Origin of the sequence: Rhodoferax sp., assembly GCF_034520025.1 — a bacterium.
GTDB lineage: Bacteria > Pseudomonadota > Gammaproteobacteria > Burkholderiales > Burkholderiaceae_C > Allorhodoferax.
In genome coordinates this window covers 1475596-1501997 of the sequence record NZ_JAXHNZ010000001.1, presented here as the reverse complement: position 1 = coordinate 1501997, position 26402 = coordinate 1475596, and the positions used below count along the sequence as shown (strand labels likewise).

The following is a 26402-nucleotide window of genomic DNA, read 5'->3' as shown; positions in this document are numbered from 1 at the left end:
GGAGCTGCAACCGCAATCATGTAGGGCGCTAGCGGCCTTTTTCATTAAAAAATGTGCGTTACGCGGGGAAGACGCCGGTTGACAAATAACGGTCACCGCGGTCGCACACGATAAACACAATCACAGCATCCCGCTCGCGCTTGGCAATTTCTTGCGCGACCCAGCAAGCGCCGGCAGCCGAGATACCGCCAAAGATGCCCTCCTCACGCGCCATACGCCGGCACATGTCTTCCGCGGCGGCTTGGCTGACGTAAATCAACTCATCCACATTTAGGGGATCGTAGATTTTGGGCAGGTATTCCTGTGGCCACTTGCGGATCCCGGGAATGCGCGAGCCTTCTGATGGCTGTGCGCCGACGATGCGAATTGCGGGGTTCTTTTCCTTCAAAAAACGTGAAACCCCGGTGATGGTCCCGGTCGTTCCCATGGCGCTCACAAAGTGGGTGATGCGCCCACCGGTCTGCTCCCAAATCTCGGGCCCGGTCGTCTCGTAGTGCACGCGCGGGTTGTCGCCATTGGCAAACTGGTCCAGAACGCGGCCTTTGCCCTCGCGCTGCATTTGCTCGGCCAAGTCACGGGCGTACTCCATGCCGCCGCTCTTGGGCGTGAGGATAAGTTCGGCGCCAAACGCCTTCATGGTTTGGGCGCGCTCGATTGACAAGTCCTCCGGCATGATCAACACCATGCGGTAGCCCTTGACGGCCGCGGCCATTGCCAAAGCGATACCGGTGTTGCCAGACGTAGCCTCGATCAGGGTGTCGCCGGGCTGGATGTCACCCCGCTCCTGGGCACGCTGGATCATGGACAAGGCGGGTCGATCTTTGACAGACCCGGCCGGGTTGTTGCCCTCGAGCTTGCCCAAAACCACGTTATTTCGAGCTTGGTTGTCGGCGTGTTGGATGCGCTGCAACGCGACCAAAGGAGTTTTTCCGATTGCTTCTTCAATAGTTGGATATTTCATGCCGTAAATGTGCCATAATTCGTGCTTCACAGATTCCTGCCCAGGTGGTGAAATTGGTAGACTCAGGGGACTCAAAATCCCCCGCCGCAAGGCGTGCCGGTTCGAGTCCGGCCCTGGGCACCAGATCAAAGCCGAATGTTCTTCGAACATTCGGCTTTTTCTTTATGTGCGTCTCAAGCGGGAAATCCCTGCGCCCCCGGGGGCTGGAGCCGGCTTGATTCACAATCCTTGCTTTTTGAATTGCACGCGCCCACGCCATGTCGCCCCCTGTGAACTCCACTCCCCTGCTGTTCTGGCAGCTTGTCGCTGCCATGATCGTGGCCGCTCTGGTGCCAACACTGTGGCCCACCCTCGACATCCAAACCGCTGCCTTGTTTGTGGGCGACACCCCGGCCATTGCCTCCCGCACCTGGTGGTGGGTCGAGCTAATCAACGCATGGGTACCCGCGGCATTCCGTGTCATGTTGCTGGTGGCTGCTGTGGGCTGGCTGGCCTCTCATCTTCTTTCGCGTTACCAAGCTTGGAGGCTGCCTCTGGCGTTTGTGGTGTGTGCGGGTATCGCAGGCCCCGGCGCCGTGGTCAACCTGGGCTTCAAAGAAAATTGGCAACGTGCCCGGCCCTACCAGGTTGAAATCTTCGGCGGTACCCAGCAGTTCACCCGCGCGACCGTGATCACCGATCAGTGTGACAACAATTGCTCGTTCGTGAGCGGGCATGTGGCGTGCGGATTCTTTTTCTGCAGTCTCATGTTGATTCAGGCGCGTCGCCGCAAATGGTGGCTGATAGCTGGAACCGCCGCTGGCCTGGCCATTGGTTTTTCGCGGATGTCGGCGGTTGCCCACTGGTTCAGTGATGTTCTGTGGGCAGGGCCCATCACCTTGATGACCAGTTGGCTGGTCTGGAAAATCTTGTCCAGACTTTACGCGCCATCCGGTGACGAGACCAAGCCGGTGGCCACATCCGGATAACGCAATTTCAGACCTAACTCCGCTTTCATGCGCTTGTTGTTGATGCGCCGGGATTCACTCATGAAAGTCAGCAACATCACAGGCAGCTGCTCCACCGCGGTGCCACGGGGCACCCTAGGCGGCCTGGGCAGCCCGTATAAGTCTGCCGCCAGATCAAAGTAGTCTCCCATCTTCAAACGGGTGTCATCGCAGACGTTATAGACCCGCTGGGGTCCGCCTTTCCAGAGAGCGCGCCAGCAAGCCGCGGCCAGATCCTCTGCGTGTATGTGGTTGGTGTAGACATCATCGTCGGCTTGCAAGACCGGTGTGCCTTTTTGGAGGCGCGCTTTGGGAGTACCACCAATCCGATCCGGCGCATAAATGCCGGGAATTCTGAGCACCGAAACCGGCGTACCCGCAGCCTTACCCCACGTACGGACCACCGCTTCCGCATGAACCCTGCGTTGCGCCCGTGGGGTTTGGGGCGCAAGAGCGCGCTGTTCTGTCACCCACTGGCCCTGGCAATCGCCATAGACGCCGGTGGTGGACCCGTAAACCAAAGCGCGTGGCGGGTTACGCCGGCGCAGGGCTTGGGTAGCCTCCAGGATACGCGGGTCTAACCATCCCTCCGTCGGCGGGGGCGCCAGGTAGAGCACACGATCTGCCAAGCCTGCCAAACGATGCAAAGTCACAGGCCGGTCAAGGTTGCCTAGTAAGGGCCTCACACCGGCTTGCCGGAGCGCCGGGGCGCGATCTGGACTGGATGTGAGCGCCATCCACTGAATGTGTGCACCCATGGCGCGTACGACCCGCATCCCCACATCACCACACCCGATGATCAAAACACGCGAACGACGGAAGCGCGCGGGGAGCGCACCAAGTGGGGATTGGTTTGAGGGCAAAATCGAGGGGTTTCTACACAGTAGCTAGCTAGGATACCCAAGATGAGCGAGACCCTCTCCGCCGCAACCCCTTTTTCCGTCACGGTGCAGCCCAGTAGCCGTCAATTCAGCGCGCAAAGTGATGAAACCTTGCTGGCCGCGGGTATCCGCCAAGGCGTGGGCTTGCCATATGGCTGCAAAGACGGTGCGTGCGGCTCCTGCAAGTGCAAGATGCTGTCGGGTAGCGTGGTGCACGGCGCCCACCAAGCGAAAGCCCTGAGCCCCGAAGAGGAGTCCCAAGGCTTGGTGCTGACCTGCTGCGCCACCGCGACCTCTGACGTGGTACTGGAGTCGCGCCAGGTCTCCGCAGAAGGCGCACTGCCAATCAAAAAAATGCCCACCCGGGTGACCTCCTTGCAGAAGGTGTCGCCCGATGTCATGTTGATCCAGCTACAGCTCCCGGCCAACGACTCTTTTCAATACAAAGCGGGCCAATACATTGAATTTTTGCTGCGCGATGGTGCGCGCCGCAGCTACTCGATGGCGAACGCCCCACAAGGCAACAGCGTAGAGCTGCACATCCGGCATATGCCGGGCGGAAAATTCACCGACCATGTGTTCGGCAGCATGAAAGAGAAAGAGATCTTGCGTGTGGAAGGTCCCCACGGGTCTTTCTACCTGCGGGAAGAGTCAGACAAACCTATCGTGATGGTTGCCTCAGGCACTGGCTTTGCGCCCATCAAGGCCTTACTGGAGCAGATGCAGTCTACGGGCTCTACACGTCCGGTCGCGCTGTACTGGGGCGGACGCCGCCCGGCAGACCTGTATATGGATGGCTGGGTGAAAGAGCTCCAAAACCGGATGCCATCCTTGCGCTACGTTCCCGTCGTGTCGGACGGGCTGGAAGAGGATCAATGGTCCGGCCGCGTGGGCTTCGTGCACCATGCCGCCCTTGAAGACTTCCAAGACATGCGCGAGTACCAAGTCTATGCCTGCGGTGCACCGATCGTCGTGGAGTCAGCCCGCCGCGATTTTGTTGCGCACGCAGGACTGGCACCCGAAGAGTTTTACGCCGACGCATTCACCTCGGAGGCTGACAAAGCCGATAGCTGAGGTAAAAAAATAGCCCCCGGACTGCCAACCGTGTAAACACACTTGGCAGTCCGGGGGCCGGTAGACGGCTTACTCGCCGAGGTAGGCGGCGCGCACCTTCGGATCCGTGAGCATGTCTTTGGCGTCGCCCGTCATCGTGACGATGCCGGACTCCATCACATAGCCGCGGTTAGCGATCGACAAAGCACGGCTGGCATTTTGCTCAACCAGCAATACTGTTACGCCCTGGGCATACACGTCCTTCACCACTTCGAAGATCTTGTCCACCATGATGGGGGACAGCCCCATGGATGGCTCGTCCAGCAGCAATACTTTGGGGCGGCTCATCAAAGCACGACCCATGGCCAGCATCTGCTGCTCGCCACCGGACATGGTGCCGGCCAGCTGGTCTTTACGCTCACGCAGTCGCGGGAAAATGGTGAACATCTTTTCGATGTCCGCCAAGATACCGGCTTTGTCGCTACGAATGAAGGCACCCATTTGCAGGTTTTCGGTGATGGTCATACGGGTGAAAACCCCGCGACCTTCCGGCACCATCGCCAAGCCTTGCTTGACCAAGTCCCAAGGGCCTTGGCCCTTGATGCTTTTGCCGAGGTATTCGATGTCACCGGCATTGATGGGCAAGGTGCCGGTAATGGCTTTCATGGTGGTGGTCTTGCCAGCACCGTTAGAGCCGATCAGGGACACCAATTCGCCTTCGTGCACTTCGAAGTCCACGCCCTTGACGGCTTGAATGCCGCCGTAAGCCACTTTCAGGCCTTTAACTTTGAGCAGAGTCTTAGTAGTCATTTGTCAATCCTTAGTGGCCGCTCGTGCCCAGATAGGCCTCAATCACTTTTTCGTTTTTCTGCACATCCGCGGGCGTGCCTTCAGCGATTTGCTTGCCGTAGTCCAACACGGTGACACGGTCACACAGGCCCATCACCAGCTTCACATCGTGCTCGATCAGCAAAATGGTGCGGTTGTCTTTGCGGATACGGTCAATCAGCTCGCGCAGCATCACTTTTTCAGTGGCGTTCATACCCGCTGCAGGCTCGTCCAGAGCGATCAACTGGGGATCAGTAGCCAAAGCACGAGCGATTTCGAGACGGCGCTGGTCGCCGTAGCTCAAAGTGCGGGCCTTGTAGTCTGCAAACTTGCCGATGCCGACATAGTCCAACAACTCTTGCGCGCGCTTGGCAATGGCAGTCTCTTCGGCTTTGAACGAACTGGTACGAAACATCGCGCCCAACAAGCCAGAGTGGGTGCGGATATGGCGACCCACCATGACGTTCTCAAGCGCTGTCATCTCGGCAAACAGGCGGATATTTTGAAAAGTACGTGCAATGCCGGCTTTCGCGACGGTGTGCACAGCAGTCGGATGGTAGGTTTTGCCTGCCAACTCAAAGTTACCGCTGTCTGGTGTGTACAAGCCGGTCAGCACGTTAAAGAAGGTGGTTTTGCCGGCACCGTTCGGCCCGATAAGGCCATAGACCTGACCGCGCTCGATTTTGATGCCCACATCGCTCAAAGCCTGCAAGCCACCGAAGCGCTTGGAGACGCCGGAGACGTTCAATACTGTATCTGTCATAGGTTATCCAATCAGTTGAAGGTTCCTGCCGGTTCACGGCAGGAAGCTCACAAATTTCAGCTCTTGGTGTTCTGCAAGGACTTGCCGTGCTCTGGCGCTGGCCACAAGCCACGGGGGCGCAATAGCATCACGCTGATCATCGCCAAGGCAATCAACAACTGACGAAGAATCGAGGCGTCCAAACGGCCATCGGTCATGGTCTGCAATGGTCCTGCGACATAACGCAACACTTCAGGCAAGGCAGCCAGCAGGACGGCACCCAGAATCACGCCGGGCAAATAACCCACGCCGCCCAGCACCACCATGGCTACGATCATCACCGACTCCATCAGGCTGAACGACTCTGGAGAAATGAAGCCCTGGAACGAGGCAAACATCGCGCCGGACACACCACCGAAGGTAGCGCCCATACCGAAAGCCAGCAATTTCATGTTGCGGGTGTTGATGCCCATCGCTTTGGCGGCGATTTCGTCTTCGCGGATCGCCATCCAGGCACGGCCCACGCGGGACAACTCCAAACGGTGCGAGATGATGACACTGACCACCACCAAGGCGAGGAACAGGTAGTAGTACAGCGTGACCGAGGCAATTTCGAAGTCGCCAATCGTCAGCTTTTTGCCCAGATTCAAACCGAAGAAGTGCAACGGATCAATCTGGTTGATACCTTTCGGACCGTTGGTGATGTTGACCGGGTGATCCAAGTTATTCATGAACACGCGAATGATTTCACCGAAACCCAGAGTCACGATCGCCAGATAGTCACCGCGCAAACGCAATGTCGGTGCGCCTAACAGCACACCCAACACCCCTGCTAGCGCAGCACTAAGAGGAATGACCAACCAGAGAGGGGTGTGCATGCCATCGGGGAACATGGCTGCAATGGCAGGGAAAGTCTCGATCAGGTGAGGGGACGACATCAAGCCGTACATGTAGGCGCCGATGGCGAAGAACGCCACATAGCCCAGATCGAGCAAACCTGCGTAACCGACCACGATGTTGAGGCCGATCGCTAACAAGACATACAGTAAAGCCATGTCGGCAATGCGCACCCACGCATTGCCGAAGCCCTGCAAAATGAAAGGCAGAATCATCAAGCCGGCGGCAGCCACCAGCATGGTCAAAAGACGTTTTTGGGGGTTCATGTGCGGGTTCTCCTCAGGCACGGTCCGCAACGCGCTCACCCAGCAGACCGGAGGGACGCAGAGTCAGCACAATGATCAATACGATGAAAGCAAAGATATCGGAGTAGTGGCTGCCCAATACGCCGCCAGTCAGTGCACCGATGTAGCCGGCGCCGATGGCTTCAATCAGGCCCAGCAACAGCGCACCTACTACCGCACCAGCTAAGTTACCGATGCCACCGAACACCGCTGCCGTAAATGCCTTCAGGCCGGGCAGGAAGCCCATGGCGTGTTGGGCGGTACCGTAGTTGGATGCGTACATCACACCGGCAATCGCGGCCAGCACAGCACCAATAATGAAGGTAGCGGAAATCACCACGTCAGGCTTCACACCCATCAGTGCGGCTACACGTGGGTTCTCAGCCGTCGCACGCATGGCACGACCCAGCTTGGTGTAATTGACCAACCACATCAGCACAGCAAGAGACACGGCGGTGACGCCCAAAATCATGACTTGGGTAGGGGTAATCACTGCACCGGCGATGTCAATCGGGTCTCCGGGCAACAGCGTCGGGTACGACTTGTAGTTAGGCTTCCAGATGATCATGGCCAGGGTCTGCAAGAGAATGGACATGCCGATAGCCGTGATCAGGGGCGCGAGCTTGGGGCTGTTGCGCAATGGGCGGTAGGCCACTTTTTCAATCACAAAGTTCAATGCCGCCGCGACAACGCAGGCAATGATCAAAGAGATCAGCAAGATCACAAAGCCGGGGGTTCCGGGCATGGATTCCTGCATCAAACCGATGATGGTCCAGCTGGTCAAGGCGCCAACCATCACCACTTCACCGTGGGCGAAGTTGATCAAGTTGATGATGCCGTACACCATCGTGTAGCCGAGCGCGATGAGCGCATACATGCTACCCAACACCAGACCGTTGATGATCTGCTGTATAAAAATATCCATAAAAAACTCCGTTGTTCTGATATGCGAACGGCCATGGCCGTCAACACTGGTGGCGTTAGACCATCGAAAGCAATAAGCCTGCCACGTCAGGTTCACTGGCGGTGCAGGCCAAAAGCAGTGCCGCGATTCTAGCGAGGTCGGGCGAAGGGGTCTTGGGGGTGCAGGGTGGGTTTACCCTTGAGAACTATGCAGATTCGGCAACTCATGGCCTATTTCATGCACTATTAGTATTTCTTCTGATTACGGGCTTTCAGATCACGTAACTTCTCAGTAATCCGGATCTCCAAACCGCGCTCCACGGGGCGGTAAAACTCGGTTTCCGGCATACCCTCCGGCAAATAGCGCTCACCTGCTGCGAAACCACCCTCTTCGTCGTGGGCATAGCGATAACCCTTGCCGTAATCCAGCTCCTTCATGAGCTTGGTGGGGGCATTGCGTAAATGCAAGGGTACAGGACGTGTTCCGTCTTTTTTGACGAAGGCCTTGGCCTCGTTGAACGCCTTGTAGACCGCATTGCTTTTAGGGGCGACAGCCAAATAAACCACGCACTCAGCCAAGGCCAACTCGCCCTCCGGACTACCCAGGCGCTCATAGACATCCGCCGCATCCAGGGCCATGCGCAAAGCGCGGGGGTCTGCCAAGCCTATATCTTCGGCCGCCATCCGGATCAAACGGCGCGCCAAGTAACGGGGCTCAGCACCACCATCCAGCATCCGGGTAAACCAGTACAAGGCAGCATTGGGGTCTGAACCACGCACACTTTTGTGCAACGCCGAAATGGTGTCGTAAAACTGTTCGCCCCCTTTGTCGTAGCGGCGCATACGCTCACCCAGCACCTTCAGTAACCAAGCATCGGTGATGTCGGTCATCTGCTCTTGCCGTGCCGCTACACCCAAGGTCTCAAGGGTATTGAGCAAGCGCCGAGCATCGCCGTCGGCATAGGCAATCAGGCGGTCAATTGCTATGCTTTCAATAGCAGGAAGCGCTTGCTGCATATGCGCCCGCTCCACTATTTCCTTCAAACTACTGGTATCTAGGGGCTGCAATACATAGACCGCGGCACGAGACAACAGCGCGGAGTTCACCTCGAACGAAGGGTTCTCGGTCGTCGCGCCAATGAAGGTAAACAAGCCACTCTCGACATGGGGCAAAAACGCGTCCTGCTGGCTCTTGTTGAAGCGGTGCACCTCGTCGACAAAGACAATGGTTCTGCGCTGCTCCAGCCCGTCGCGGGCCAGGATGGCTTGGTCTACCGCCTCACGAATCTCTTTAATACCGCCCAGAACCGCACTGATCGTGATGAACTGGGCATCGAATGCATCGGCCATGAGACGCGCAATCGTGGTTTTGCCCACACCCGGCGGGCCCCACAAAATACAGCTGTGCGGCTGGCCTGACTCAAACGCGAGGCGCAGGGCCATGCCCTCTCCCAGCACATGCTGCTGACCTATCACCTGCCCCAGTGTTCTGGGGCGGAGTAACTCAGCCAGCGGCTGGTGCTTGTTGGTTGATGTCGCCACAGTGCCGCGCAGGCCCTCTCACAGATTACAAGTTGCGATGTGCAACGGGTGTTTCGGGCACCGGGTAGCCAGCAGCACCAAATGTCTCAACAACCGCTTTGTGCGTGTCAAAGTACACCTGCCAGTAGTGGTCTGTATGGGTGTAAGGGCGCACGCACAGCAGAGGACCTTCGGGGGTGAACTGCAGAATTTCGATATCCGGCGCTGGCGAAGTGGCCACGTTGGGAATCGCCGCCACGGCGGTGCGCAAGCGGGCAATGGCGTCCTGCACATTCACACCGTTAGCAACTTTGGCCAGGCAATCCACCCGGCGGTGCGGCAGCACGCTGAAGTTTTGAATGGAACCCGAGAACACGGTGTTGTTTCCGACGATGGTGATCACGTTGTCGGGCGTGATGAGCGTGGTCCCGAAAAGGCCCAACTCCTTCACCGTACCGGTGATACCACCGGCCGTGACGAAGTCGCCCACTTTGTACGGACGCAGGACTTGCATAAACACGCCAGCCGCAAAGTGCGTCAGCAAGCCGCCCCATGCGGTACCGATCGCGAGGCCTGCGCCTGCGAGCAGCGCGGCAAAGGAGGTCGTTTTAACGCCAAAGATATCAAGAATCGCAAGGATCAACACGATGTTGAGCAACACCGAGATGATGGAAGTCAGGTAATTGGCTAGTGTCTGGTCCACTTTTCCGCCACGCTGCAAACCCGCACCCAAGAGGCGCAGCGCCATGCTAATCAGCCAACGTCCAATGATCCAGGCGGCCAGCGCGCCCATGAGCTTCAAACCGAAGTCTGCGCCTTGGGTACTTAAAAAATTCCAAATAACTTCCGTATTCATACCTGTACTCCCGATAGTGATTCCGCCTACTGGCGGACGACATCCGCCCCTGCAGGCGGCTTGAACTGAAACAGTTCGGGATTTATAACGGCGTTGGTCTGGAATCCACTGAAGGTGATGACGGACTTTTGGCCGAAAGTGTCGACTATTTCAAGTTTTTCCAGTTGGTTTTGGCGAAAGCCCACCCGCACGGACTGCAGCTGGTTGTCTTTGGCTTTGGGAGAACCCAATACCCATTGCAAGCCATCTTGGTCCGCAGCGTCTGCGAGATTGAAATCGTTTTGCAGCGCCTTGATGTCTACCGAAGACGCAATCAAGGCCGCGGGCGTGGAGCCCAAGGCCTGCGCTTGCTTGCGGGCAGTGACTTGGTTGAGGTCCACGTCGTACAGCCACACCGTTTGCCCATCGGCCACGATCAGTTGTTCAAACGGTTTTTTGTAAGTGAATTTGAAACGCCCCGGCCGCGCGAACTCAAACGTCCCGCTGGAAGTCTTGCTGCGCGCCACTTGACCATCCCGGGGCGGTGCTGTGACCACCTGCGTGAAATCAGCCCTGCCCGATTTGACATTGCGCACAAAGGATTCCAAGTCATTCATGCCGCTAGCCCACGCAGATATTGCGCAAGCAGCTATTAAAAATGTAGCAAAACGCTTCATATCCACCTTATTCGTTACGACTCGGCACCAGAATCTCGCGCTGGCCGCTACCGCTCATGGCACTGACCAGCCCTGCTTTCTCCATGTCTTCCACCAGCCGGGCTGCGCGGTTATAGCCAATTTTGAGGTGCCGCTGTACCAGTGAGATACTGGCCTTGCGGTTCTTGAGGACCACCTCAACCGCCTGGTCGTACATCGGGTCTTTTTCGCCGCCGCCCTCTTCACCCCCGGGGCCGTCCTCTCCATCCACCGTGCCGCCTTCGAGCACGCCTTCGATGTAGTCTGGCTCACCCTGGCTCTTGAGGTAGCTCACCACGCGGTGCACCTCGTCGTCACTCACAAACGCGCCATGCACCCGCACAGGGAACCCGGTTCCGCTGGCCATGTAGAGCATGTCACCCATGCCCAGCAGGGCTTCTGCACCCATCTGGTCAAGAATCGTGCGGCTGTCAATCTTGGAGCCCACCGAAAACGCGATCCGCGTCGGAATATTGGCCTTGATCAGGCCGGTAATCACGTCCACGCTGGGGCGCTGAGTGGCCAAAATCAAGTGGATGCCAGCCGCTCGCGCCTTCTGCGCCAGCCGCGCGATCAGCTCTTCAATTTTCTTGCCTACCACCATCATCAAGTCGGCCAGCTCATCGATGATGACCACGATGTGCGGTAAACGCTGCAGGGGCTCAGGGCTTTCTGGCGTGAGGCTAAAGGGGTTGTAAATGAACTCGCCCTTGGCCTTGGCTTCGTCGATCTTGACGTTGTACCCAGCCAGGTTACGCACACCCATCTTGCTCATGAGCTTGTAGCGCTTTTCCATCTCGGCCACGCACCAGTTCAGGCCATGTGCCGCCTGCTTCATGTCGGTAACCACTGGGGCTAACAAATGTGGGATGCCTTCATAGACCGACATTTCCAGCATCTTGGGGTCGATCATCAGCAGGCGCACGTCACGGGCCTCGGCCTTGTAGAGCAAGGAGAGGATCATGGCGTTGATACCCACCGACTTGCCCGAGCCAGTGGTACCGGCCACCAGCACGTGCGGCATCTTGGCCAGATCAGCCACGATAGGGTTGCCGATGATGTCTTTGCCCAAGCCCATGGTGAGCATGGATTTGGCTTCGTTGTAGACCTGCGAACCCAGAATCTCGGAGAGGCGGATGCTCTGGCGCTTGGCGTTGGGCAACTCCAGCGCCATGTAGTTTTTGCCGGGAATGGTCTCCACCACCCGGATGGAAACCAAGCTCAAGCTCCGCGCCAAGTCTTTAGCCAAGCCCACAATCTGCGAGCCCTTGACGCCTGTGGCGGGTTCAATCTCGTACCGGGTAATGACCGGCCCCGGCTGCGCCAGGACCACGCGCACTTCGACGCCAAAGTCTTTCAACTTCTTCTCGATCATGCGGCTGGTCATTTCCAGCGTCTCGGGAGACACCGTTTCCTGCCGCAATTGCGGATCATCCAGCAGTGCCACTTGGGGCAATTTGCTATCTGGCATCTCGGTGAACAGGGGCTTTTGCCGCTCCTTGGCAACCCGCACGCTAGGCGGCAGTTCCACCAGCACAGGCTCAATCACGACCGGAGCCGGCGCTTGGTACACCACCGTTTCCTCGCGCTCTTCTAGGAAAACCTCTTCACGCTCGCGAACCGCCAATTGGCCCAATTCACGGTCTTGGGCTTCCTCTTTCTTCTCGCGTCGACTCTCCAGCAAGGAATACAAAAAGGCACCAATGCGCTCCGCGACCCGTGGCCACGAGAAATTGAACACCATCGACACGCCCACCAAGCCGAGCACGATTGCCACCAAGCCCGATCCGGCAAAGCCCATCCAACGCACGCTCCACGGCCCGATCAACTGCCCCATGGCACCGCCACTGGCACCCGGTAGCATCAACTCCAAGCGATAAAGGCGCGCCCACTCGAGCGAGGTGCTGGAACACATCAACAGCGCCAAGCCGCACCAAAACAACCAACGGCGATTCACAGGCCCCACTGCCACGGGCTCTTGTGGGCCATCTCCACGCAATCGCTGCGCCAACAGTGACAACCACCCACGGGCCGCAGCGGCAACACACCACCACACCGAGAAACCAAAAAGGAAATAGCTCAGGTCTGACCACAGGGCACCCAAGCGCCCCACATGGTTCTTGGTAGGCGCGCCCGAGCCCGAGGTGGACCAGGCAGCGTCCTGCGCAGAATGGCTGAACAGCGCGATCAGCCACAAGGCCAACAGCACAAAGCCCACCACCAGAGCAATTTCGCTCGCAAAGCGACTCACACCCGCGGGGGGCTCTTGAACCTTTTTACGTGTCGGGGAATGAAGTGTGTGTAGTGAATAAGTCATGTGCAGACACGCAGCCCGAACCGGCCGCGCAGACGCTGTAGATCAGCGAGGTTTGGAGCGGCGCTCCCACACCCGGATACCACCGTCTTTGTTGGTTTTGATAAAGCCCTGATCCTCGAAGTCTTTCATCACACGGCTCACCATCTCGCGGGAGGCGCCCACCATTTTCGAAAGATCCGAGCGCGACACTTTTTCGCGGATCAACATTTCACCTTTGTCTACCGGCTCGGCCATGTCCAGCAACACGTTGGCCACGCGGCCGTAGACACCCATCAGGGCCAAGGAGACTATTTTTTGATCGGCGGTGCGCAGGCGTTGGACCAGCCCCCGCATAACCGCCGCCATGATGGTGATGTTGGCATTGACCGCTCGGGTGAAGTCTTCGCGCCCTAGCACCAGCACATCCATTTGCGTATCTGCTTGAACCGTAGCGGAGTGGGCTTCGTTATCAATCAGGCTCATCTCACCGATATAGTCTCCGGCCTTCAAGGTCGCGAGGATGACTTCTTTGCCTTTGCTGTCGGTCTTCACGACATGGGCTCGGCCGGAAAGAATCAGGTACAGGGCGTTCGAGATTTCGCCCTGCTGCACCACATCCTCCCCTTTTTTGATCTTGCGCTTGGTGACATTGCCAGCCAAGTCCTCTACCTGCTCCAGGGTCAAGTTGGCGAAAAGAGGGACTCGGCGGATTAAATCCTGGTTACTCAACATTGCCATTGATAAGCGCTCCTGCTTGCTTTTATGCGATTTCCTACAATCGGGGGTCGAGCATTTGAAATGCCCAGAAGAACCCGCAAGCGCAACCCCATGAGGTCGCGATCCGATCGAACTGTACACGGCTCGATCTCTGATTTTCGTCGAAGAAGGTTACAACATGTCTAATTCCAAGCACGCCAAGGTTTTGATCCTCGGATCCGGTCCTGCAGGCTACACCGCAGCGGTTTATGCCGCTCGGGCCAACCTCAACCCCGTCCTAGTGACCGGCATCGCTCAAGGCGGCCAACTCATGACTACCACCGAGGTCGACAACTGGCCCGCAGATGTGAACGGCGTTCAGGGCCCCGAACTGATGCAGCGCTTCCAAGAGCACGCAGAGCGCTTCAAAACAGAAATCATTTTTGACCACATCAACGCAGTCGACTTGAGCAAGCGCCCCTTCACACTCAAAGGTGACACCGACAGCTACACCTGCGACTCACTGATCATTGCCACCGGCGCATCTGCCAAATACCTGGGCCTGCCCTCGGAGTCCGCGTTCATGGGCCGGGGCGTATCCGGCTGCGCTACCTGCGACGGTTTTTTCTATCGCAATGAAGTGTGTTGCGTGGTCGGCGGCGGCAACACCGCGGTCGAAGAAGCGCTCTACCTTTCCAACATCGCCAGCAAGGTATACCTGGTTCACCGTCGCGACAAATTTAAGGCAGAGCCTATCCTCGTGGACAAACTGATGGAAAAAGTGGCTGCCGGCAAGATCGAGTTGAAGACCTTCCAAACCCTGGAGGAGGTTTTGGGCGACGCCACAGGAGTGACCGGCATTCGCCTGAAAAGCGTGCACGACGGCTCTACGGAAGACGTGACCCTCAAAGGCTGCTTCATTGCCATTGGCCATGCACCGAATACCGACATCTTCCAGGGCCAGCTCACTCTGGATAACGGCTACATCGTCACCAATGGCGGCCTCAAGGGCTTTGCTACCCAGACCAGCATTCCCGGTGTGTTTGCAGCGGGCGACGTACAAGACCATGTCTACCGCCAAGCCATCACCAGCGCAGGTACCGGTTGCATGGCTGCACTTGACGCACAGCGCTTCCTCGAGCAGCAGGAATAAGGCCTTGAGGCTGCATTTCTCGAACGGGCTATAATTTGAGGCTTTGCTGAATTCGCCCCGTGAGGGGCCGCCCTCTCAGACAGGGGTTCAGCAGGTTCCGTTGAGGCAATCAACGGGGGGTTACCGCCACCCTTTTTTTGGCGAGGTGAGGTCGGTGTACTTTTGCACTGGCCGTATCAATCGGAGTGTCCACATGGCACGCGTATGTGAAGTAACGGGCAAAGGCCCCATGGTCGGAAACAATGTTTCCCACGCCAATAACAAAACCAAGCGCCGGTTCCTGCCGAACCTGCAATATCGCCGTTTTTGGGTCGAGACTGAAAACCGTTGGGTTCGCCTGCGGATTTCGAATGCAGGTTTGCGCCTGATCGACAAAAAGGGTATCGATGTTGTGCTCGCAGACTTGCGCGCACGTGGCCAGGCATAAGGAGCAACACCATGGCAACCAAAGGCGGACGCGAAAAAATCAAGCTGGAATCTACAGCTGGTACCGGTCACTTCTATACGACCGACAAGAACAAGAAGACCATGCCCGAGAAAATGTTGATCAAGAAATTTGATCCCGTTGCTCGCAAGCACGTCGACTACAAGGAAATCAAGCTGAAGTAATTCACGCTTGCCTTGATGAAAAAGCCCGCCGCGAGCGGGCTTTTCTACGCCCATTACTTTTGTGTTGTTTCGCCACGAACAAGGTGGTGGGTGCACCGGCTTTGCGCAGGTCAAGGAGGAGCCCGAAGGGCGGGGGACACGGAGCAAAGCCGGTGTACCCATCACCGCCGTCACCAATTGGCAGAAACATCCGCGCGTAAAAAAGCCCGCTCAAGGCGGGCTTTTAATCTGGCAGCGTGTTACTTAGACGCGTGCGGCACGAAGCTTCATGGAGAAGTCACACAGTGCGGCGATACCGCTTTCTTCAGCGCGGTGGCACCATGCTTGCAGATCCTTGGTCAACTGCTCGCGAGAGACGCTGGTGTTCAGCCACAGCTGGCGCAACTCTTCGCGCATCGTCACCATCTTGTCCAGAACCGGCGAAGCTGCACGGGCTTGAGCCAATTGCGAAGCTTCAGCGGCCGGCACTTTCTCCACATCGCGGTGCATCCAGCGTTTGGCAGCTTGGATCACAGCAGCATCTGCACTACGCGCCTTCATGGCTGCGAGCTCAACGCGGGCTGCCTGGCGCACACCGTTGGCATAGGCTGCCATGATTTCATAACGGTTAGCGATCAGCGCCTCGAGGGTTTTCTCATCGGCCACAGGGCGGACATCACCGTAAGCGGCTTTGGGCGGTGTCTTTTTGACTTTAGCCAAACCTAATGCACTCATGATGGAGATGTACATCCAGCCGATATCGAACTCGTAGGGCTTCACCGACAGCTTGGCCGACGTGGGGTAGGTGTGGTGGTTGTTGTGCAACTCTTCACCAGCAATTATGATGCCCCAAGGAGAGATGTTGGTGGAAGCGTCGGTCGCCTCAAAGTTGCGATAACCCCAGTAGTGGGCCGCGCCGTTGATGATGCCGGCAGCGGTGATAGGCGTCCACGCCATTTGCAAAGCCCAGACCGCAAGACCAGCTGCACCGAACAAAAACAGGTCGATGATCATCATCAAACCCACGCCCTGCCAAGAGAAGCGGGTGTAGAGGTTGCGTTCAATCCAGTCATCGGGCGTGCCGTGGCCGAAACGGGCCATAGTTTCCTTGTTCTTGGACTCTGCGCGGTAGAGTTCCGCGCCGCGAAACAACACGGTTTTGATGCCATGCACATGCGGGCTGTGTGGATCTTCCGCCTGCTCGCACTTGGCGTGGTGCTTGCGGTGGATGGCCGCCCACTCTTTAGTGACCTGGCCGGTCGTCAGCCACAGCCAGAAACGGAAGAAATGGGATGCGATCGGGTGCAGGTCCAAAGACCGGTGCGCTTGGTGGCGGTGCAAGAAGACCGTCACGCTGATCATGGTGATGTGCGTCAACGCCAGAGTGAACAAAACAATTTGCCACCAAGCCAGATCCCACGTGCCACGGGCCAGCCACTCGATGGCTGCGTTCAAAACTGCCCAATCAGGTAACAACATAGTTTGCTCAATCTCTCAACGAGGTTTGGTTAGTTATGACAAGGCGGCGACCTACACCGCCTGTGAGACCGCTATTTTAGACGCGGCAGCCAATTTTGGGCGACTTAAATCAAAACGAAGTTAAAAAACGTTAACTTTCGTCAAAACAATCACTTCTTTTGCCAAGCCGCAGCAAAGAAACCGTCCGTTCCGTGGCGATGAGGCCACAAACGGAGGTAAAGCTGCCCGTCTTCGCCGCCGGCGCACAAACTTGGGGCGCACTCCACCTTCTGTGCTGCCAAGACTTCTCCGGCCGACAAAGGCACAAAGTCTGGGTTGGCTGCAGCAAAGGCTTCGGCAATCGCTTCGTTTTCCTGCGGCAATACGCTGCAGGTTGCATACACCAGGCGACCACCCGACTTCACCATCCGGGATGCGCTTTGCAGGATCGCGGCCTGTTTCACCGCCATCTCTTCTACACCCGCCATTGTCTGACGCCATTTGAGGTCCGGATTCCGGCGTAAAGTTCCCAAGCCGGTGCAAGGCGCATCGACCAGCACCCGGTCAAGCTTGCCGGTCAGGCGTTTCACACGGTCATCCCGCTCGTGCGCGATGGCTGCCGGGTGCACATTGGACAGACCGCTGCGCGCCATGCGTGGTTTGAGCGCGTCGAGGCGGTGGGCAGAGGTGTCAAACGCGTACAGGCGACCGGTGCTGCGCATCGAAGCGCCCAAGGCCAAAGTTTTGCCACCGGCGCCCGCACAAAAGTCCACCACCATTTCGCCGCGCTTGGCGTCAACCAGCATGGCGAGCAGCTGGGAGCCCTCGTCCTGAACTTCAAAATCACCGCGCAAAAACGCCTCGTTCTTGTTCAGTGCAGGTTTGCCCGCGATGCGCAAGCCCCAAGGGGAAAACGGGGTCGGCACTGCCTTGATACCCGCTTGTTGGAGTTCTTTTTGCACATCGGCACGCTTGGCTTTGAGTGCGTTAACCCGCAAATCGAGGCCGGCACCGAGGTTCAGGTTTTCCACCAACGGCCAGAAACCGGCGCCCAACTGGTCTTTCAAGGGCTGCACCAGCCATTCAGGCAGGTTGTGGCGATGGCGCTCCATCAAGTCTTCGGGCTTGACGGCTTCACACTGGTCGAGCCAGCGCTTTTCCTGGTCTGTGAGTGCGCTGCGCAAGAAATCACCGGGGCCGTAAAAACCCAAAATCGCCAAACGGCGCTCCTTGGGGCCGCTACCGGAGGGCGCCAAGTGGTCTAACAGCAGTTTTTTGCGCAAAACGGTGTAGACCGTTTCGGCGAGGGTGGCGCGCTCGCGCGGCCCCAAGCCACGGTTGTCGCGGAAAAAACGGGAGACGATGGCGTCTGCGGGATGGTCGAATTTGAGAGTGAGCCGGACCAATTCGGAACAGGCGTCGAGCAGAGCTTTTGGATGCATAGCCTAGTATTGTCCCATGTCCCATGTTCGATGAAAAACTCCCCCCACTCGTTGTCACCCCACCCGGCACATACCGCCATTACAAGGGCGGCATGTACCAAGTGCTGGACACGGTGCGCCACAGCGAAACCTGCGAGCCCATGACCCTTTACCGCGCGCTGTACGGCGAACAAGGCCTGTGGGTGCGCCCCGCGGCCATGTTTTTGGAAACCGTGGTGATTGACGGTGTAACCCAACCGCGCTTCAAACTCATTACCCAAGAAACAGGCGCCTAGCCCACGCTTAGGCTGCACTAGCAGCTCTTCTTTTTATAGCAAACCTAGCCCAAAGGCAGCATCAGTTCGGCCTCGATGCCCCCACCGGGCCGGTTGCGCAGCTGCAAGCTGCCCCCGTGCTGGCGCGCGATATCGTGGGCGGCTGCCAAACCCAGCCCTACCCCACCGGTATGCCGGTTGCGCGAGCCCTCCACCCGATAAAAGGGCTGCAGCACCTTGCCGAGCTCGGCCTCAGGGATTCCGGGGCCATCGTCCTGCACCAGCACCCGCAGCATCGGCCCTGCCGGAACGAGGTGCACCCAGGCACTGCCGCCGTAGCGCACCGCGTTGTCTAGCAAATTGCTGATACACCGCCGCAGCGCCGTGGGCTGCGCCCGCACCGGAGGCACTGGTGGGAGGGTCAGGGCCTGCACGTCATGGCCGCAGTCTTGCTGGTCGTGCGCCAAGCTTTCAACCAGCGAGGCCATGTCCATCGGCACCCAGGGCTCCGCATCGGCGGCACCCCGCAAAAAGTCCAGGGTGACCCGGATCATGGTGTCCATCTCCGCGACATCTTTGGCAAAGCGCTGGCGGTCGGCCGCATCCTTCAAGGATTCGGCGCGCAGGGCCAATCGGGTCAGGGGCGTGCGCAGGTCGTGCGACACCGCGGCCACAAACTGGTCGCGCTCATCCAACTGGGCCCGGATGCGCTGCTGCATCTGGTTGAACACCTGGGTGGCCTCGCGGCATTCGCGGGTCCCGCTCTCGGGCAACGGTGGCCGGTGGATGTTGTGGCCCAGCTCCCGGGCCGCACCGGCCAGGCGCCGCACCGGGTCTGACAGCCAACGGGCACCGATCCACGCCGCCAACAAAAGGGCCGAAAGTCGCACCCCAATATCCAGCAGCAACTCTAGGGGCGGTGGCCCCTGCGGCGGCGGAAAGCCTGGCAATGGCATGCCAGGTGGCGGCATACCGGGCGGAAAATCCGGCCGCATCTCAAACAACATGGTGAGTGCAAGCACATGGCTGCTGACCACGGCCACCGCCAGCAGCAGGGCCAAGCGACCGAACAAACTGTCGGGTAAGCAGCGCTCCGCGCCCGAGGCCAGTCGCGCCCCCCTGGTATGCAGCAGGCTCACACCCGCCATGCCATCCGCCCTTGAACCGACTGCACATTGAACATGTAGCCCGCGCCGCGCACGGTTTTGATCATGGAAGGTTCGTCCGGGTCATCCGCCAGCTTCTGCCGCAGGCGGGAGACCAGCAGGTCGATGCTGCGCTCAAACGCGTCCATGGCACGGCCGCGCGCCTGCTCCATCAGTTGGTCACGGCTGAACAGTCGCCGGGGCGTCTGCAAAAAGGTATTCAACAGCCGGAACTCGGCGTTCGAGAGGGCCACTACCAGACCGGTGGGCGACACCAGGGTGCGCTCCTCGCGGTGCAGCTCCCAGCCGTCAAAACAGACCACGTCGCTGCGGGCCAAATTCGGGGTAGCGTCGGTAGCGCCTTGAGAGCGGCGCAGCACCGTGTGGATGCGGGCGACCAGCTCACGCGGCTCAAAGGGCTTGCCCATGTAATCGTCTGCCCCGTTTTCCAGCCCCATGATGCGGTCAAACGTGGTGGTCCGCGCAGTGAGCATGATCACCGGGATTTGCGAACGCTCCCGGATTTCGCGCGACAGCGTGAGGCCATCGGTGTCCGGCAGCATCACATCCAGCACCACCAGGTTCACCCTGTGGCGCTGTAGTTGGGCGCGCATGCTGTCGGCATCACAGGCGGTGTGCACCTCGAAGTTAAAGCGGCGCAGATAGTCGCCCAGCAGCTCGGTGATTTCGGCGTCGTCGTCGACGATGAGGATGGAGATCTTGGTGGTCATGGGCAGTCCCTGCGGCCCTGTCAGTGTAGAAAACCACCCGACCCGCAAAGCCACGAAATGGCGGGTGGGCCGCCCGCATCTCTCCGCTTGAAACCGCCTTGTGTATCAGGCCCGGTACAAAGCGGACAAACCGGCGATACCTGCACTTTCAAAAATGGGGCGGTCGCTCGGCGCTTGTGGTTCCGGGTGGCACACCAACCACCTATCAAGAAAGGAAATGACCATGAGCAGCATCAGCGGGGTTAGTGGCTCCAGCAGCGCTTGGGCCGCAGTCAGTGCGCAGCGGGCACAGCACCAGGCGAAGATGTTCGCCAAGGTCGATACCGACAGCAGTAGCGGCGTCGACCAGACCGAACTCAGCAGCCTGTTAAGCGACGTCGCCAGTAAAACCGGGGCCAGCTTGGGCGACAGTCAAGAGCTGTTCACCAAAATGGACAGCAACGCCGACGGCAGCCTCTCCAGCGATGAACTGGGCAAGGGAATGAAAGACCTGATGCCCTCGCCCTCGACCATGGACTTCGCACAGTCGCGGGGCATGGGCGGCAGCAACGGCAGCCAAGACCACCTGTTCAGCAAAGTCGACACGGACAGCGATGGCGCGGTCAGCCAGGACGAGCTGCAAGTGCTGACCGACAAAATCAAATCAAAGTCCGGCCGGGATGTGAGTCAGGATTTCAGCCAGCTCGATGCCGATGGCAGCGGCTCTTTGTCGCAAGCCGAGTTCGATGCAGGCCGCCCCCAGCCGCCCGAGGGCGCCGCAGGGCCCCAAGGTGCACAGGGCCCGGGCGGCCCAAGCGGTCCTCCGCCCAGCGGCGGCCCGGGTGGCCCCGGGGGCGCCGGCAAAACCGAGTCCAGCAGCACCACTTACGACCCGCTGGACACCAACCAGGACGGCACCGTGTCCGAGATGGAACGCATGGTGGGGGAACTCCAAGAGGCCGTCGCCAACCTTGCCAGCAGCAGGAATGCCAGCGGCAACACCACCACCAATCAGCAAATCGCTGAGTTGGCTCAAAAAATCTACGCCCAGGTCGCCGAGGGCCTGACCGACAGTACCCGTACCCTGAGTACTTCCGCATGATTTAGGCCTCTAGCGCAGGTTTTGATTGCGTCTGCAGCTCCTGAATTCATAGCAAACACAAGGCCGGCCTCTGCCAGTGGATCCGGCCTTTTTGCTGCCTGTGCCGACCTTTACCCGTCTTTACCTGCAAGGCATGAGCCGGATACCGCGCTACCGCACCATCGTCCTATGGCACTTCCTCATTCCTTTTTACATCGTCTGCGGCTGCAGAATTGCGCAGCCGCATGCCTGATGACGGTGGCAGCGCTGAGCAGCCAGGCGGCCACGATGGATCTACCTCATGCTGCTCCGGTGGCGCTACCCTCCCAGTGGAGCCAGGCCGGCAGCACTACACCCGACAGCCTTGCAAGCTGGTGGGAGCTGTTCAACGACCCACAGCTCTCCGCACTGGTCACCCAAGCACTGCAAGCCAACCCCAGCCTGCGCAAGGCCACGGCCGCACTGCAGCAAGCACGCGCGCTGCGGGATGCCAAGCAAGGCGCCCTGCTGCCCGGCCTGAATGCCAGCAGCTCCGGCCAGCGCAGCCAGACCAATGAACAGGCCGCCACCAATGTGTTCAAGGCCGGGCTGGATGCCAGCTGGGAGCCCGACCTGTTTGGCGCCCAACGCGCCACCCTGAATGCCAGCGAGGGCGATGCCCAGGCCCAAGAAGCCACGCTGGCCGATGCCCAGGTATCACTGGCCGCCGAGGTGGCGCTGGCCTACCTGCAACTGCGCGGCCAGCAAAGCCAGCTCACCATCGCCCAAACCAACCTCACCAGCCAGCAAGAAACCTTGCAACTCACCGACTGGCGCGCCCAAGCCGGCGTGACCACCAGCCTGGAGGTAGCGCAAGCCCGCACGGCCGTTGAGCAAACCCGGGCCGAAATCCCGACCCTGCAGGCCAGCATTGCGGCCAGCCAACACAGCCTGGCGGTGCTGACCGGGCAAGCCCCTACCGCGCTGGTGAGTGCGCTCGGCACGGCGGCCCCGATTCCGCGTGCGCCCGAGCAGTTGGCCATGGCTTTCCCGGCGGACACCTTGCGTCAGCGCCCTGATGTGCGCGCCGAAGAGGCTCGAATTGCCGCCGCATTGGCGCGTGTGCAAGTGGCAGAAGCAGCACGCTACCCCACGTTTTCGATTGGTGGGTCGCTAGGGCTAAGCGCAGTAACGCTCGCCGGGCTGACCAATGGCGCCAGCGTGCTCAGCAGCCTGCTGGCCAGTGTGTCGCTGCCGGTGTTTGACGGCGGCGCCAATGCCGCCACCCTGCGCGCCCAAAAGGCCGCACTGGTGCAAGCCCAGGCCAGCTACCAAAGCACAGTGCTCACCGCGCTGCAAGAGGTGGAAGACGCTCTGGCCGCCCTGCGCGGCCACCGTGCACGCCTGCAGCATCTGCAAAGCGCTGCTACGGCCGCCGAGCTGGCCGCCCTGCTGGCCCAGCAGCGCTATGCCAGTGGCCTGATCGACTTTCAAACCGTGCTGACCACCCAGCGCACCCTGCTTAGCGCGCAAAACAGCGTAGCCAACACCACGACCGACCTGGGCACCGGCTATGTGCGCCTGTACAAGGCGCTGGGCGGAGGCTGGCAGCCTGACGCTGCAGCAGCCGAAGCCGCCACGCCCGCCCCACTTTCTGCAAGACAACCATGAACACCGACACCGCACCTATCTCTTCCGCCGTGCCCAGCACCGCTGACATTCAGACTTTGCTGCAAACCGCCCCCAACCGCCCGTGGTGGCGCCGCCCCGTGGTGCTGGCCAGCGTGGCTGCCGTACTGCTGGCCCTGGGCGCCACCTACGCGCTGAAGGCCCGCAGCCAAGCCCGGGCCGCGCCCAGCTATGTGAGTGAAACCGTCCAGCGCGGCAACCTGACCTTGAGCGTGTCCGCCAACGGCACGCTGCAGCCCACGCGCTCGGTCAACATCGGCAGCGAGCTGTCGGGCACGGTGCGCAATGTGCTGGTGGACGTGAACGACCGCGTGCGCAAAGGCCAGCTGCTGGTGGAACTAGACACCGCCAAGCTCAACGACCAGCTCACCAAAACCCGCGCCACCCTGAGTGCCGCGCAGGCCAAGGTGGCGCAAACCGTGGTTACCGTGAAAGAAGCACAGGCCAGCCTCGCGCGGCTCGAAGAGGTGTCGCGCCTGTCGGGTGGCAAGGTACCCGCCAAGAGCGAGCTCGACGGTGCCCGCGCCACACTGGAGCGTGCCCAGGCCGACGAGGCCAGCGCGCGCGCCAACGTGACCGAAGCGCAGGCCGGCGTGTCCAGTGATACCACCAACCTGGCCAAGGCCTCCATCCGCTCGCCGATTGATGGTGTGGTGCTCACCCGCAGCGTGGAGCCGGGTAACGCCGTGGCCGCCTCGCTGCAGGCCGTCACGCTGTTCAGCGTGGCCGAAGACCTGAGCAAGCTGCGCCTGCAGGTGAATGTGGACGAGGCCGATGTGGGCTCGGTGAAGGTGGGCCAAAAGGCCAGCTTCACCGTCAGCGCCTACCCCTCGCGCAAATTCCCCGCCACCATCACCCGCGTGGCCTATGGCTCCACCACCACCGAAAACGTGGTCACCTACATCACCTATCTGGAGGTGGACAACAGCGACCTGACGCTGCGCCCCGGCATGACGGCCACGGCCACCATCACCGCGACCGAACGTAAAGATGCACTGCTGGTGCCCAACACCGCACTGCGCTACAGCCCCGGCAACGGAGCCGGCACAGGCAAGCCTGCAACCCAAAGCAGCATTGTGGGCAACCTGATGCCGCGTATGCCCAGTGGTAGCGGTAGCCGCAAAAGTGCAGGTGCGGCCGCCGGCAGCGACAGCAAGCAGGTCTGGGTACTGCGCGACGGCGCGCCCGTAGCCGTGCCGGTACAGACTGGCATCAGCGATGGCCGCATAACCGAGGTGACCGGCGGCGAGCTGACCACCGACATGCGCGTCATCACCGACCAGCGCAGCGGTGGAGCGACCCAATGAGCCCAGCCACCACCGTGAACGCAGCGGCCGTTCCGCTGATCGAGCTGCGTGGCGTGACCCGCACCTACGGCCAAGGCGCCACGATGCTACAGGCGCTCAAGGGCGTGGACCTGCGCATCGAGGCCGGTGACTTTGTCGCCATCATGGGCCCCAGCGGCTCGGGCAAGTCCACCGCCATGAACACGCTGGGCTGCCTGGACACGCCCACTACCGGCGAATACCTGTTCCAAGGCGTGCACGTCGAAACCCTGGGCCGCGACCAGCGCGCCCAGCTGCGCCGCCACTACCTGGGCTTTGTGTTCCAAGGCTTTCATTTGCTGCCACGCACCAGCGCGCAAGAGAACGTGGAGCTGCCCCTGCTCTACCGTGGCGAATCGGCCAGCGCCCGGCGCAAGGCCGCATCGCGCGCATTGGCCCAGGTGGGCCTGCAGGGCCGCGAGCACCACACCCCGGCAGAGCTGTCGGGCGGGCAGCAACAGCGCGTGGCGATTGCGCGCGCCATCGTCACCGAACCCACCGTGCTGCTGGCCGACGAGCCCACCGGCAACCTGGACACCCAGCGCAGCGCCGAAATCATGGAGCTGCTGCAAGACCTGAACGCGCAGCACGGCATCACCGTGCTCATGGTCACGCACGAGCCCGACATGGCGGCCTATGCCAAACGCATCGTGCGCTTTGTGGACGGCGTGATCGAGAGCGATGTGCCAAACGCCCACCCGGTGCGCCGCCACGCCGCCGCGCAAAAAGAGGTGCACTGATGTTTCTCAACACCATCTGGCTCGCGCTGCGCTCTATCCGGCGCAACCTTATGCGCTCCTTCCTCACCATCCTGGGCATCGTGATCGGTGTGAGCGCCGTCATCACCATGGTCACGCTGGGCAACGGCGCTACCCAAGCGGTGCAAACCCAGATATCGAGCCTGGGCACCAACCTGCTGCAGATACGCCCTGGCCAGCGCATGGGCCTGGGTAGCGGCGGAGCCAGCGCGCCTTCATTCAAGGAAGTGGACGCGACCGCCATTTCCAGCCAGATCGGCGGCATTGCGGCCGTGGCGCCCGAGTCACGTGCCAGCACCACCCTCGTGGCCAACGGGCGCAACTGGACGTCCAGCGTGGTGGGCAGCAGCAACGCCTGGCTCACCACCGGCAACTGGCAGCTGAAAGAAGGCCGCGAATTCAGCGACGACGAACTGCGCGCGGGCGCCGCCGTCTGCATGATTGGTGAAACCGTGCGCCGCGAACTCTTTGGCAGCACCCCGGCCCTGGGCCAGGCCCTGCGGGTCAAGCAGGTCTCGTGCGAGGTGGTGGGCATTCTGGCCTCCAAGGGCCAGGGCAGCTTTGGCAATGACCAGGACGACGTAGTGCTGGTGCCGCTCAAAACCCTGCAGCGCCGCATCACCGGCAACGCCCGCGTCAACACCCTGCTGGTATCCATGGCCGAGGGCAGCGACGCCACGCGCATCAAAAGCGGCATCACCCAGCTGCTGCGCGAGCAGCGCAAGCTGGCCGACGGGGTGGAGGACAACTTCAACGTGCTGGACACCAAGCAACTGGCTGACACGCTGTCGGGCACCACGCAGATCATGACCACCCTTTTGGGCGCCGTGGCTGCCGTGAGCCTGCTAGTGGGCGGCATTGGCGTGATGAACATCATGCTGGTGAGCGTGACCGAGCGCACCCGCGAGATCGGCCTGCGCCTGGCCATCGGCGCGCTGGAGCGCGAGGTGCTGCTGCAGTTCCTGATTGAGGCGGTGGTGCTGGCCTCGCTGGGCGGCCTGCTAGGTGTGGCGCTGGCCACCGCGGCATCGCTAGGGTTGGCTGCGCTGATGCAGATTCCATACACCTTCGACCTCAGCGTCAACCTGTTGTCGTTTGCCTTCTCTGCCGCCATCGGTGTGGTGTTCGGCTTTGTGCCCGCCCGTCGGGCAGCACGGCTGGACCCGATCGAGGCATTGCGCCACGAATAAACCGGGCAGAGATTTTTTGATCAAAAAACGCCTCTAGCCCTCTATTTACCTG

General features: G+C 60.0%; 26 protein-coding genes and 1 tRNA gene. 12 read left to right on the top strand and 15 right to left on the bottom strand.

The genetic code is table 11. The features are described 5' to 3' along the window. Positions 1-58: 58 nt before the first annotated feature. Positions 59-961, bottom strand: coding sequence for a cysteine synthase CysM (gene cysM / locus U5L73_RS07235; RefSeq protein WP_322561707.1), 903 nt, complete (start codon positions 959-961; stop codon positions 59-61). 38 nt (positions 962-999) lie between these two features. Between cysM and U5L73_RS07230 the strand changes: the two genes are divergently transcribed. Continuing rightward, positions 1000-1084 (top strand) — tRNA-Leu (locus tag U5L73_RS07230). Between the two features lie 134 nt (positions 1085-1218). Next, on the top strand, positions 1219-1929 hold the full coding sequence (locus U5L73_RS07225; RefSeq protein WP_322561706.1) for a phosphatase PAP2 family protein: 711 nt from the start codon (positions 1219-1221) through the stop codon (positions 1927-1929). On the opposite strand, the gene U5L73_RS07220 is transcribed toward U5L73_RS07225, so the two are convergent. Beyond that, positions 1881-2810, bottom strand: a complete 930-nt coding sequence (locus tag U5L73_RS07220; protein WP_322561705.1) for an SDR family oxidoreductase — start codon at positions 2808-2810, stop codon at positions 1881-1883. The two genes, U5L73_RS07225 and U5L73_RS07220, sit on opposite strands and share 49 nt — an antisense overlap. A 42-nt stretch (positions 2811-2852) precedes the next feature. Here U5L73_RS07220 and U5L73_RS07215 point away from each other — a divergent pair, with 42 nt between their 5' ends. Continuing rightward, positions 2853-3902: a CDP-6-deoxy-delta-3,4-glucoseen reductase gene (locus U5L73_RS07215; RefSeq protein ID WP_322561704.1), complete on the top strand. Its 1050-nt coding sequence runs from the start codon at positions 2853-2855 to the stop codon at positions 3900-3902. Positions 3903-3971: 69 nt separating this feature from the next. On the opposite strand, the gene U5L73_RS07210 is transcribed toward U5L73_RS07215, so the two are convergent. The 9 genes from U5L73_RS07210 to U5L73_RS07170 all read right to left on the bottom strand — a co-directional run bounded on the left by U5L73_RS07210 (position 3972) and on the right by U5L73_RS07170 (position 13620). Beyond that, the gene (locus tag U5L73_RS07210) at positions 3972-4691 is read right to left on the bottom strand and encodes an ABC transporter ATP-binding protein (RefSeq protein WP_313875505.1); all 720 of its coding nucleotides are present in this window, start codon (positions 4689-4691) and stop codon (positions 3972-3974) included. Between the two features lie 10 nt (positions 4692-4701). Then, positions 4702-5472, bottom strand: a complete 771-nt coding sequence (locus tag U5L73_RS07205) for an ABC transporter ATP-binding protein (protein WP_313875504.1) — start codon at positions 5470-5472, stop codon at positions 4702-4704. 56 nt (positions 5473-5528) lie between these two features. Continuing rightward, the gene (locus tag U5L73_RS07200; protein ID WP_322561703.1) at positions 5529-6614 is read right to left on the bottom strand and encodes a branched-chain amino acid ABC transporter permease; all 1086 of its coding nucleotides are present in this window, start codon (positions 6612-6614) and stop codon (positions 5529-5531) included. 13 nt (positions 6615-6627) lie between these two features. Then, positions 6628-7557, bottom strand: coding sequence for a branched-chain amino acid ABC transporter permease (locus tag U5L73_RS07195; RefSeq protein WP_322561702.1), 930 nt, complete (start codon positions 7555-7557; stop codon positions 6628-6630). A gap of 224 nt (positions 7558-7781) precedes the next feature. Then, positions 7782-9077 (bottom strand): replication-associated recombination protein A, encoded by a 1296-nt coding sequence (locus U5L73_RS07190; protein ID WP_322561701.1) that lies wholly within the window; start codon positions 9075-9077, stop codon positions 7782-7784. 25 nt (positions 9078-9102) lie between these two features. Further along, entirely contained in the window at positions 9103-9912 is an 810-nt protein-coding gene (locus U5L73_RS07185) for a mechanosensitive ion channel family protein (RefSeq protein ID WP_313875500.1), read from the bottom strand. A gap of 26 nt (positions 9913-9938) precedes the next feature. After that, a complete protein-coding gene (gene lolA, locus U5L73_RS07180) occupies positions 9939-10568 on the bottom strand; it encodes an outer membrane lipoprotein chaperone LolA (RefSeq protein ID WP_322561700.1) in 630 nt (209 codons plus the stop codon). Positions 10569-10575: 7 nt separating this feature from the next. Further along, a complete protein-coding gene (locus tag U5L73_RS07175) occupies positions 10576-12903 on the bottom strand; it encodes a DNA translocase FtsK (protein WP_322561699.1) in 2328 nt (775 codons plus the stop codon). A 42-nt stretch (positions 12904-12945) separates the two neighbouring features. Further along, positions 12946-13620: a Crp/Fnr family transcriptional regulator gene (locus tag U5L73_RS07170; protein ID WP_313875497.1), complete on the bottom strand. Its 675-nt coding sequence runs from the start codon at positions 13618-13620 to the stop codon at positions 12946-12948. A gap of 157 nt (positions 13621-13777) precedes the next feature. Between U5L73_RS07170 and trxB the strand changes: the two genes are divergently transcribed. The 3 genes from trxB (at position 13778) to rpmG (ending at position 15340) form a co-directional block, all read left to right on the top strand. After that, positions 13778-14731: a thioredoxin-disulfide reductase gene (trxB, locus tag U5L73_RS07165; protein WP_322561698.1), complete on the top strand. Its 954-nt coding sequence runs from the start codon at positions 13778-13780 to the stop codon at positions 14729-14731. 193 nt (positions 14732-14924) lie between these two features. Beyond that, on the top strand, positions 14925-15158 hold the full coding sequence (gene rpmB / locus U5L73_RS07160; RefSeq protein WP_105260014.1) for a 50S ribosomal protein L28: 234 nt from the start codon (positions 14925-14927) through the stop codon (positions 15156-15158). A gap of 11 nt (positions 15159-15169) precedes the next feature. Then, complete coding sequence (gene rpmG, locus U5L73_RS07155) at positions 15170-15340, top strand: 50S ribosomal protein L33 (protein WP_087496788.1); 171 nt, start codon at positions 15170-15172, stop codon at positions 15338-15340. A 243-nt stretch (positions 15341-15583) separates the two neighbouring features. Here the strand turns inward: rpmG and U5L73_RS07150 are convergent, their stop codons facing one another. Both U5L73_RS07150 and U5L73_RS07145 read right to left on the bottom strand, forming a co-directional pair. Then, positions 15584-16798: a fatty acid desaturase gene (locus U5L73_RS07150; protein WP_322561697.1), complete on the bottom strand. Its 1215-nt coding sequence runs from the start codon at positions 16796-16798 to the stop codon at positions 15584-15586. A gap of 149 nt (positions 16799-16947) precedes the next feature. Beyond that, the gene (locus tag U5L73_RS07145; protein WP_322561696.1) at positions 16948-18219 is read right to left on the bottom strand and encodes an RsmB/NOP family class I SAM-dependent RNA methyltransferase; all 1272 of its coding nucleotides are present in this window, start codon (positions 18217-18219) and stop codon (positions 16948-16950) included. Positions 18220-18242: 23 nt separating this feature from the next. Between U5L73_RS07145 and U5L73_RS07140 the strand changes: the two genes are divergently transcribed. Beyond that, entirely contained in the window at positions 18243-18494 is a 252-nt protein-coding gene (locus tag U5L73_RS07140) for a DUF1653 domain-containing protein (protein ID WP_322561695.1), read from the top strand. Positions 18495-18538: 44 nt separating this feature from the next. On the opposite strand, the gene U5L73_RS07135 is transcribed toward U5L73_RS07140, so the two are convergent. Continuing rightward, complete coding sequence (locus tag U5L73_RS07135; protein WP_322561694.1) at positions 18539-19612, bottom strand: ATP-binding protein; 1074 nt, start codon at positions 19610-19612, stop codon at positions 18539-18541. Then, positions 19609-20349, bottom strand: coding sequence for a response regulator transcription factor (locus tag U5L73_RS07130; protein WP_322561693.1), 741 nt, complete (start codon positions 20347-20349; stop codon positions 19609-19611). The genes U5L73_RS07135 and U5L73_RS07130 overlap by 4 nt, the downstream gene beginning before the upstream one ends. Positions 20350-20572: 223 nt before the next feature. On the opposite strand from U5L73_RS07130, the gene xopAW reads away from it, so the two are divergent. The 5 genes from xopAW (at position 20573) to U5L73_RS07105 (ending at position 26350) form a co-directional block, all read left to right on the top strand. Beyond that, positions 20573-21430 (top strand): XopAW family type III secretion system calcium-binding effector, encoded by an 858-nt coding sequence (xopAW, locus tag U5L73_RS07125; RefSeq protein ID WP_322561692.1) that lies wholly within the window; start codon positions 20573-20575, stop codon positions 21428-21430. Positions 21431-21598: 168 nt separating this feature from the next. Further along, positions 21599-23059 carry an efflux transporter outer membrane subunit gene (locus tag U5L73_RS07120; RefSeq protein WP_322561691.1) on the top strand — a complete coding sequence of 487 codons (1461 nt, stop codon included), beginning with the start codon at positions 21599-21601 and terminating at the stop codon, positions 23057-23059. Next, positions 23056-24384 carry an efflux RND transporter periplasmic adaptor subunit gene (locus U5L73_RS07115; RefSeq protein WP_322561690.1) on the top strand — a complete coding sequence of 443 codons (1329 nt, stop codon included), beginning with the start codon at positions 23056-23058 and terminating at the stop codon, positions 24382-24384. Before U5L73_RS07120 ends, U5L73_RS07115 begins: the two co-directional genes overlap by 4 nt. Continuing rightward, the gene (locus U5L73_RS07110; protein WP_322561689.1) at positions 24381-25142 is read left to right on the top strand and encodes an ABC transporter ATP-binding protein; all 762 of its coding nucleotides are present in this window, start codon (positions 24381-24383) and stop codon (positions 25140-25142) included. The genes U5L73_RS07115 and U5L73_RS07110 overlap by 4 nt, the downstream gene beginning before the upstream one ends. Beyond that, on the top strand, positions 25142-26350 hold the full coding sequence (locus tag U5L73_RS07105) for an ABC transporter permease (protein ID WP_322561688.1): 1209 nt from the start codon (positions 25142-25144) through the stop codon (positions 26348-26350). The genes U5L73_RS07110 and U5L73_RS07105 overlap by 1 nt, the downstream gene beginning before the upstream one ends. The last annotated feature ends 52 nt before the right edge of the window (positions 26351-26402 follow it).

Bases quoted from the DNA above. Each gene is read 5' to 3' on its own strand.
- cysM (WP_322561707.1), bottom strand. From the start codon at position 961: ATGAAATATCCAACTATTGAAGAAGCAATCGGAAAAACTCCTTTGGTC.
- U5L73_RS07225 (WP_322561706.1), top strand. From the start codon at position 1,219: ATGTCGCCCCCTGTGAACTCCACTCCCCTGCTGTTCTGGCAGCTTGTC.
- U5L73_RS07215 (WP_322561704.1), top strand. From the start codon at position 2,853: ATGAGCGAGACCCTCTCCGCCGCAACCCCTTTTTCCGTCACGGTGCAG.
- U5L73_RS07210 (WP_313875505.1), bottom strand. From the start codon at position 4,691: ATGACTACTAAGACTCTGCTCAAAGTTAAAGGCCTGAAAGTGGCTTAC.
- U5L73_RS07205 (WP_313875504.1), bottom strand. From the start codon at position 5,472: ATGACAGATACAGTATTGAACGTCTCCGGCGTCTCCAAGCGCTTCGGT.
- U5L73_RS07200 (WP_322561703.1), bottom strand. From the start codon at position 6,614: ATGAACCCCCAAAAACGTCTTTTGACCATGCTGGTGGCTGCCGCCGGC.
- U5L73_RS07195 (WP_322561702.1), bottom strand. From the start codon at position 7,557: ATGGATATTTTTATACAGCAGATCATCAACGGTCTGGTGTTGGGTAGC.
- U5L73_RS07185 (WP_313875500.1), bottom strand. From the start codon at position 9,912: ATGAATACGGAAGTTATTTGGAATTTTTTAAGTACCCAAGGCGCAGAC.
- lolA (WP_322561700.1), bottom strand. From the start codon at position 10,568: ATGAAGCGTTTTGCTACATTTTTAATAGCTGCTTGCGCAATATCTGCG.
- U5L73_RS07175 (WP_322561699.1), bottom strand. From the start codon at position 12,903: ATGACTTATTCACTACACACACTTCATTCCCCGACACGTAAAAAGGTT.
- U5L73_RS07170 (WP_313875497.1), bottom strand. From the start codon at position 13,620: ATGGCAATGTTGAGTAACCAGGATTTAATCCGCCGAGTCCCTCTTTTC.
- trxB (WP_322561698.1), top strand. From the start codon at position 13,778: ATGTCTAATTCCAAGCACGCCAAGGTTTTGATCCTCGGATCCGGTCCT.
- rpmB (WP_105260014.1), top strand. From the start codon at position 14,925: ATGGCACGCGTATGTGAAGTAACGGGCAAAGGCCCCATGGTCGGAAAC.
- rpmG (WP_087496788.1), top strand. From the start codon at position 15,170: ATGGCAACCAAAGGCGGACGCGAAAAAATCAAGCTGGAATCTACAGCT.
- U5L73_RS07150 (WP_322561697.1), bottom strand. From the start codon at position 16,798: ATGTTGTTACCTGATTGGGCAGTTTTGAACGCAGCCATCGAGTGGCTG.
- U5L73_RS07145 (WP_322561696.1), bottom strand. From the start codon at position 18,219: ATGCATCCAAAAGCTCTGCTCGACGCCTGTTCCGAATTGGTCCGGCTC.
- U5L73_RS07140 (WP_322561695.1), top strand. From the start codon at position 18,243: ATGTTCGATGAAAAACTCCCCCCACTCGTTGTCACCCCACCCGGCACA.
- U5L73_RS07130 (WP_322561693.1), bottom strand. From the start codon at position 20,349: ATGACCACCAAGATCTCCATCCTCATCGTCGACGACGACGCCGAAATC.
- xopAW (WP_322561692.1), top strand. From the start codon at position 20,573: ATGAGCAGCATCAGCGGGGTTAGTGGCTCCAGCAGCGCTTGGGCCGCA.
- U5L73_RS07120 (WP_322561691.1), top strand. From the start codon at position 21,599: ATGGCACTTCCTCATTCCTTTTTACATCGTCTGCGGCTGCAGAATTGC.
- U5L73_RS07115 (WP_322561690.1), top strand. From the start codon at position 23,056: ATGAACACCGACACCGCACCTATCTCTTCCGCCGTGCCCAGCACCGCT.
- U5L73_RS07110 (WP_322561689.1), top strand. From the start codon at position 24,381: ATGAGCCCAGCCACCACCGTGAACGCAGCGGCCGTTCCGCTGATCGAG.
- U5L73_RS07105 (WP_322561688.1), top strand. From the start codon at position 25,142: ATGTTTCTCAACACCATCTGGCTCGCGCTGCGCTCTATCCGGCGCAAC.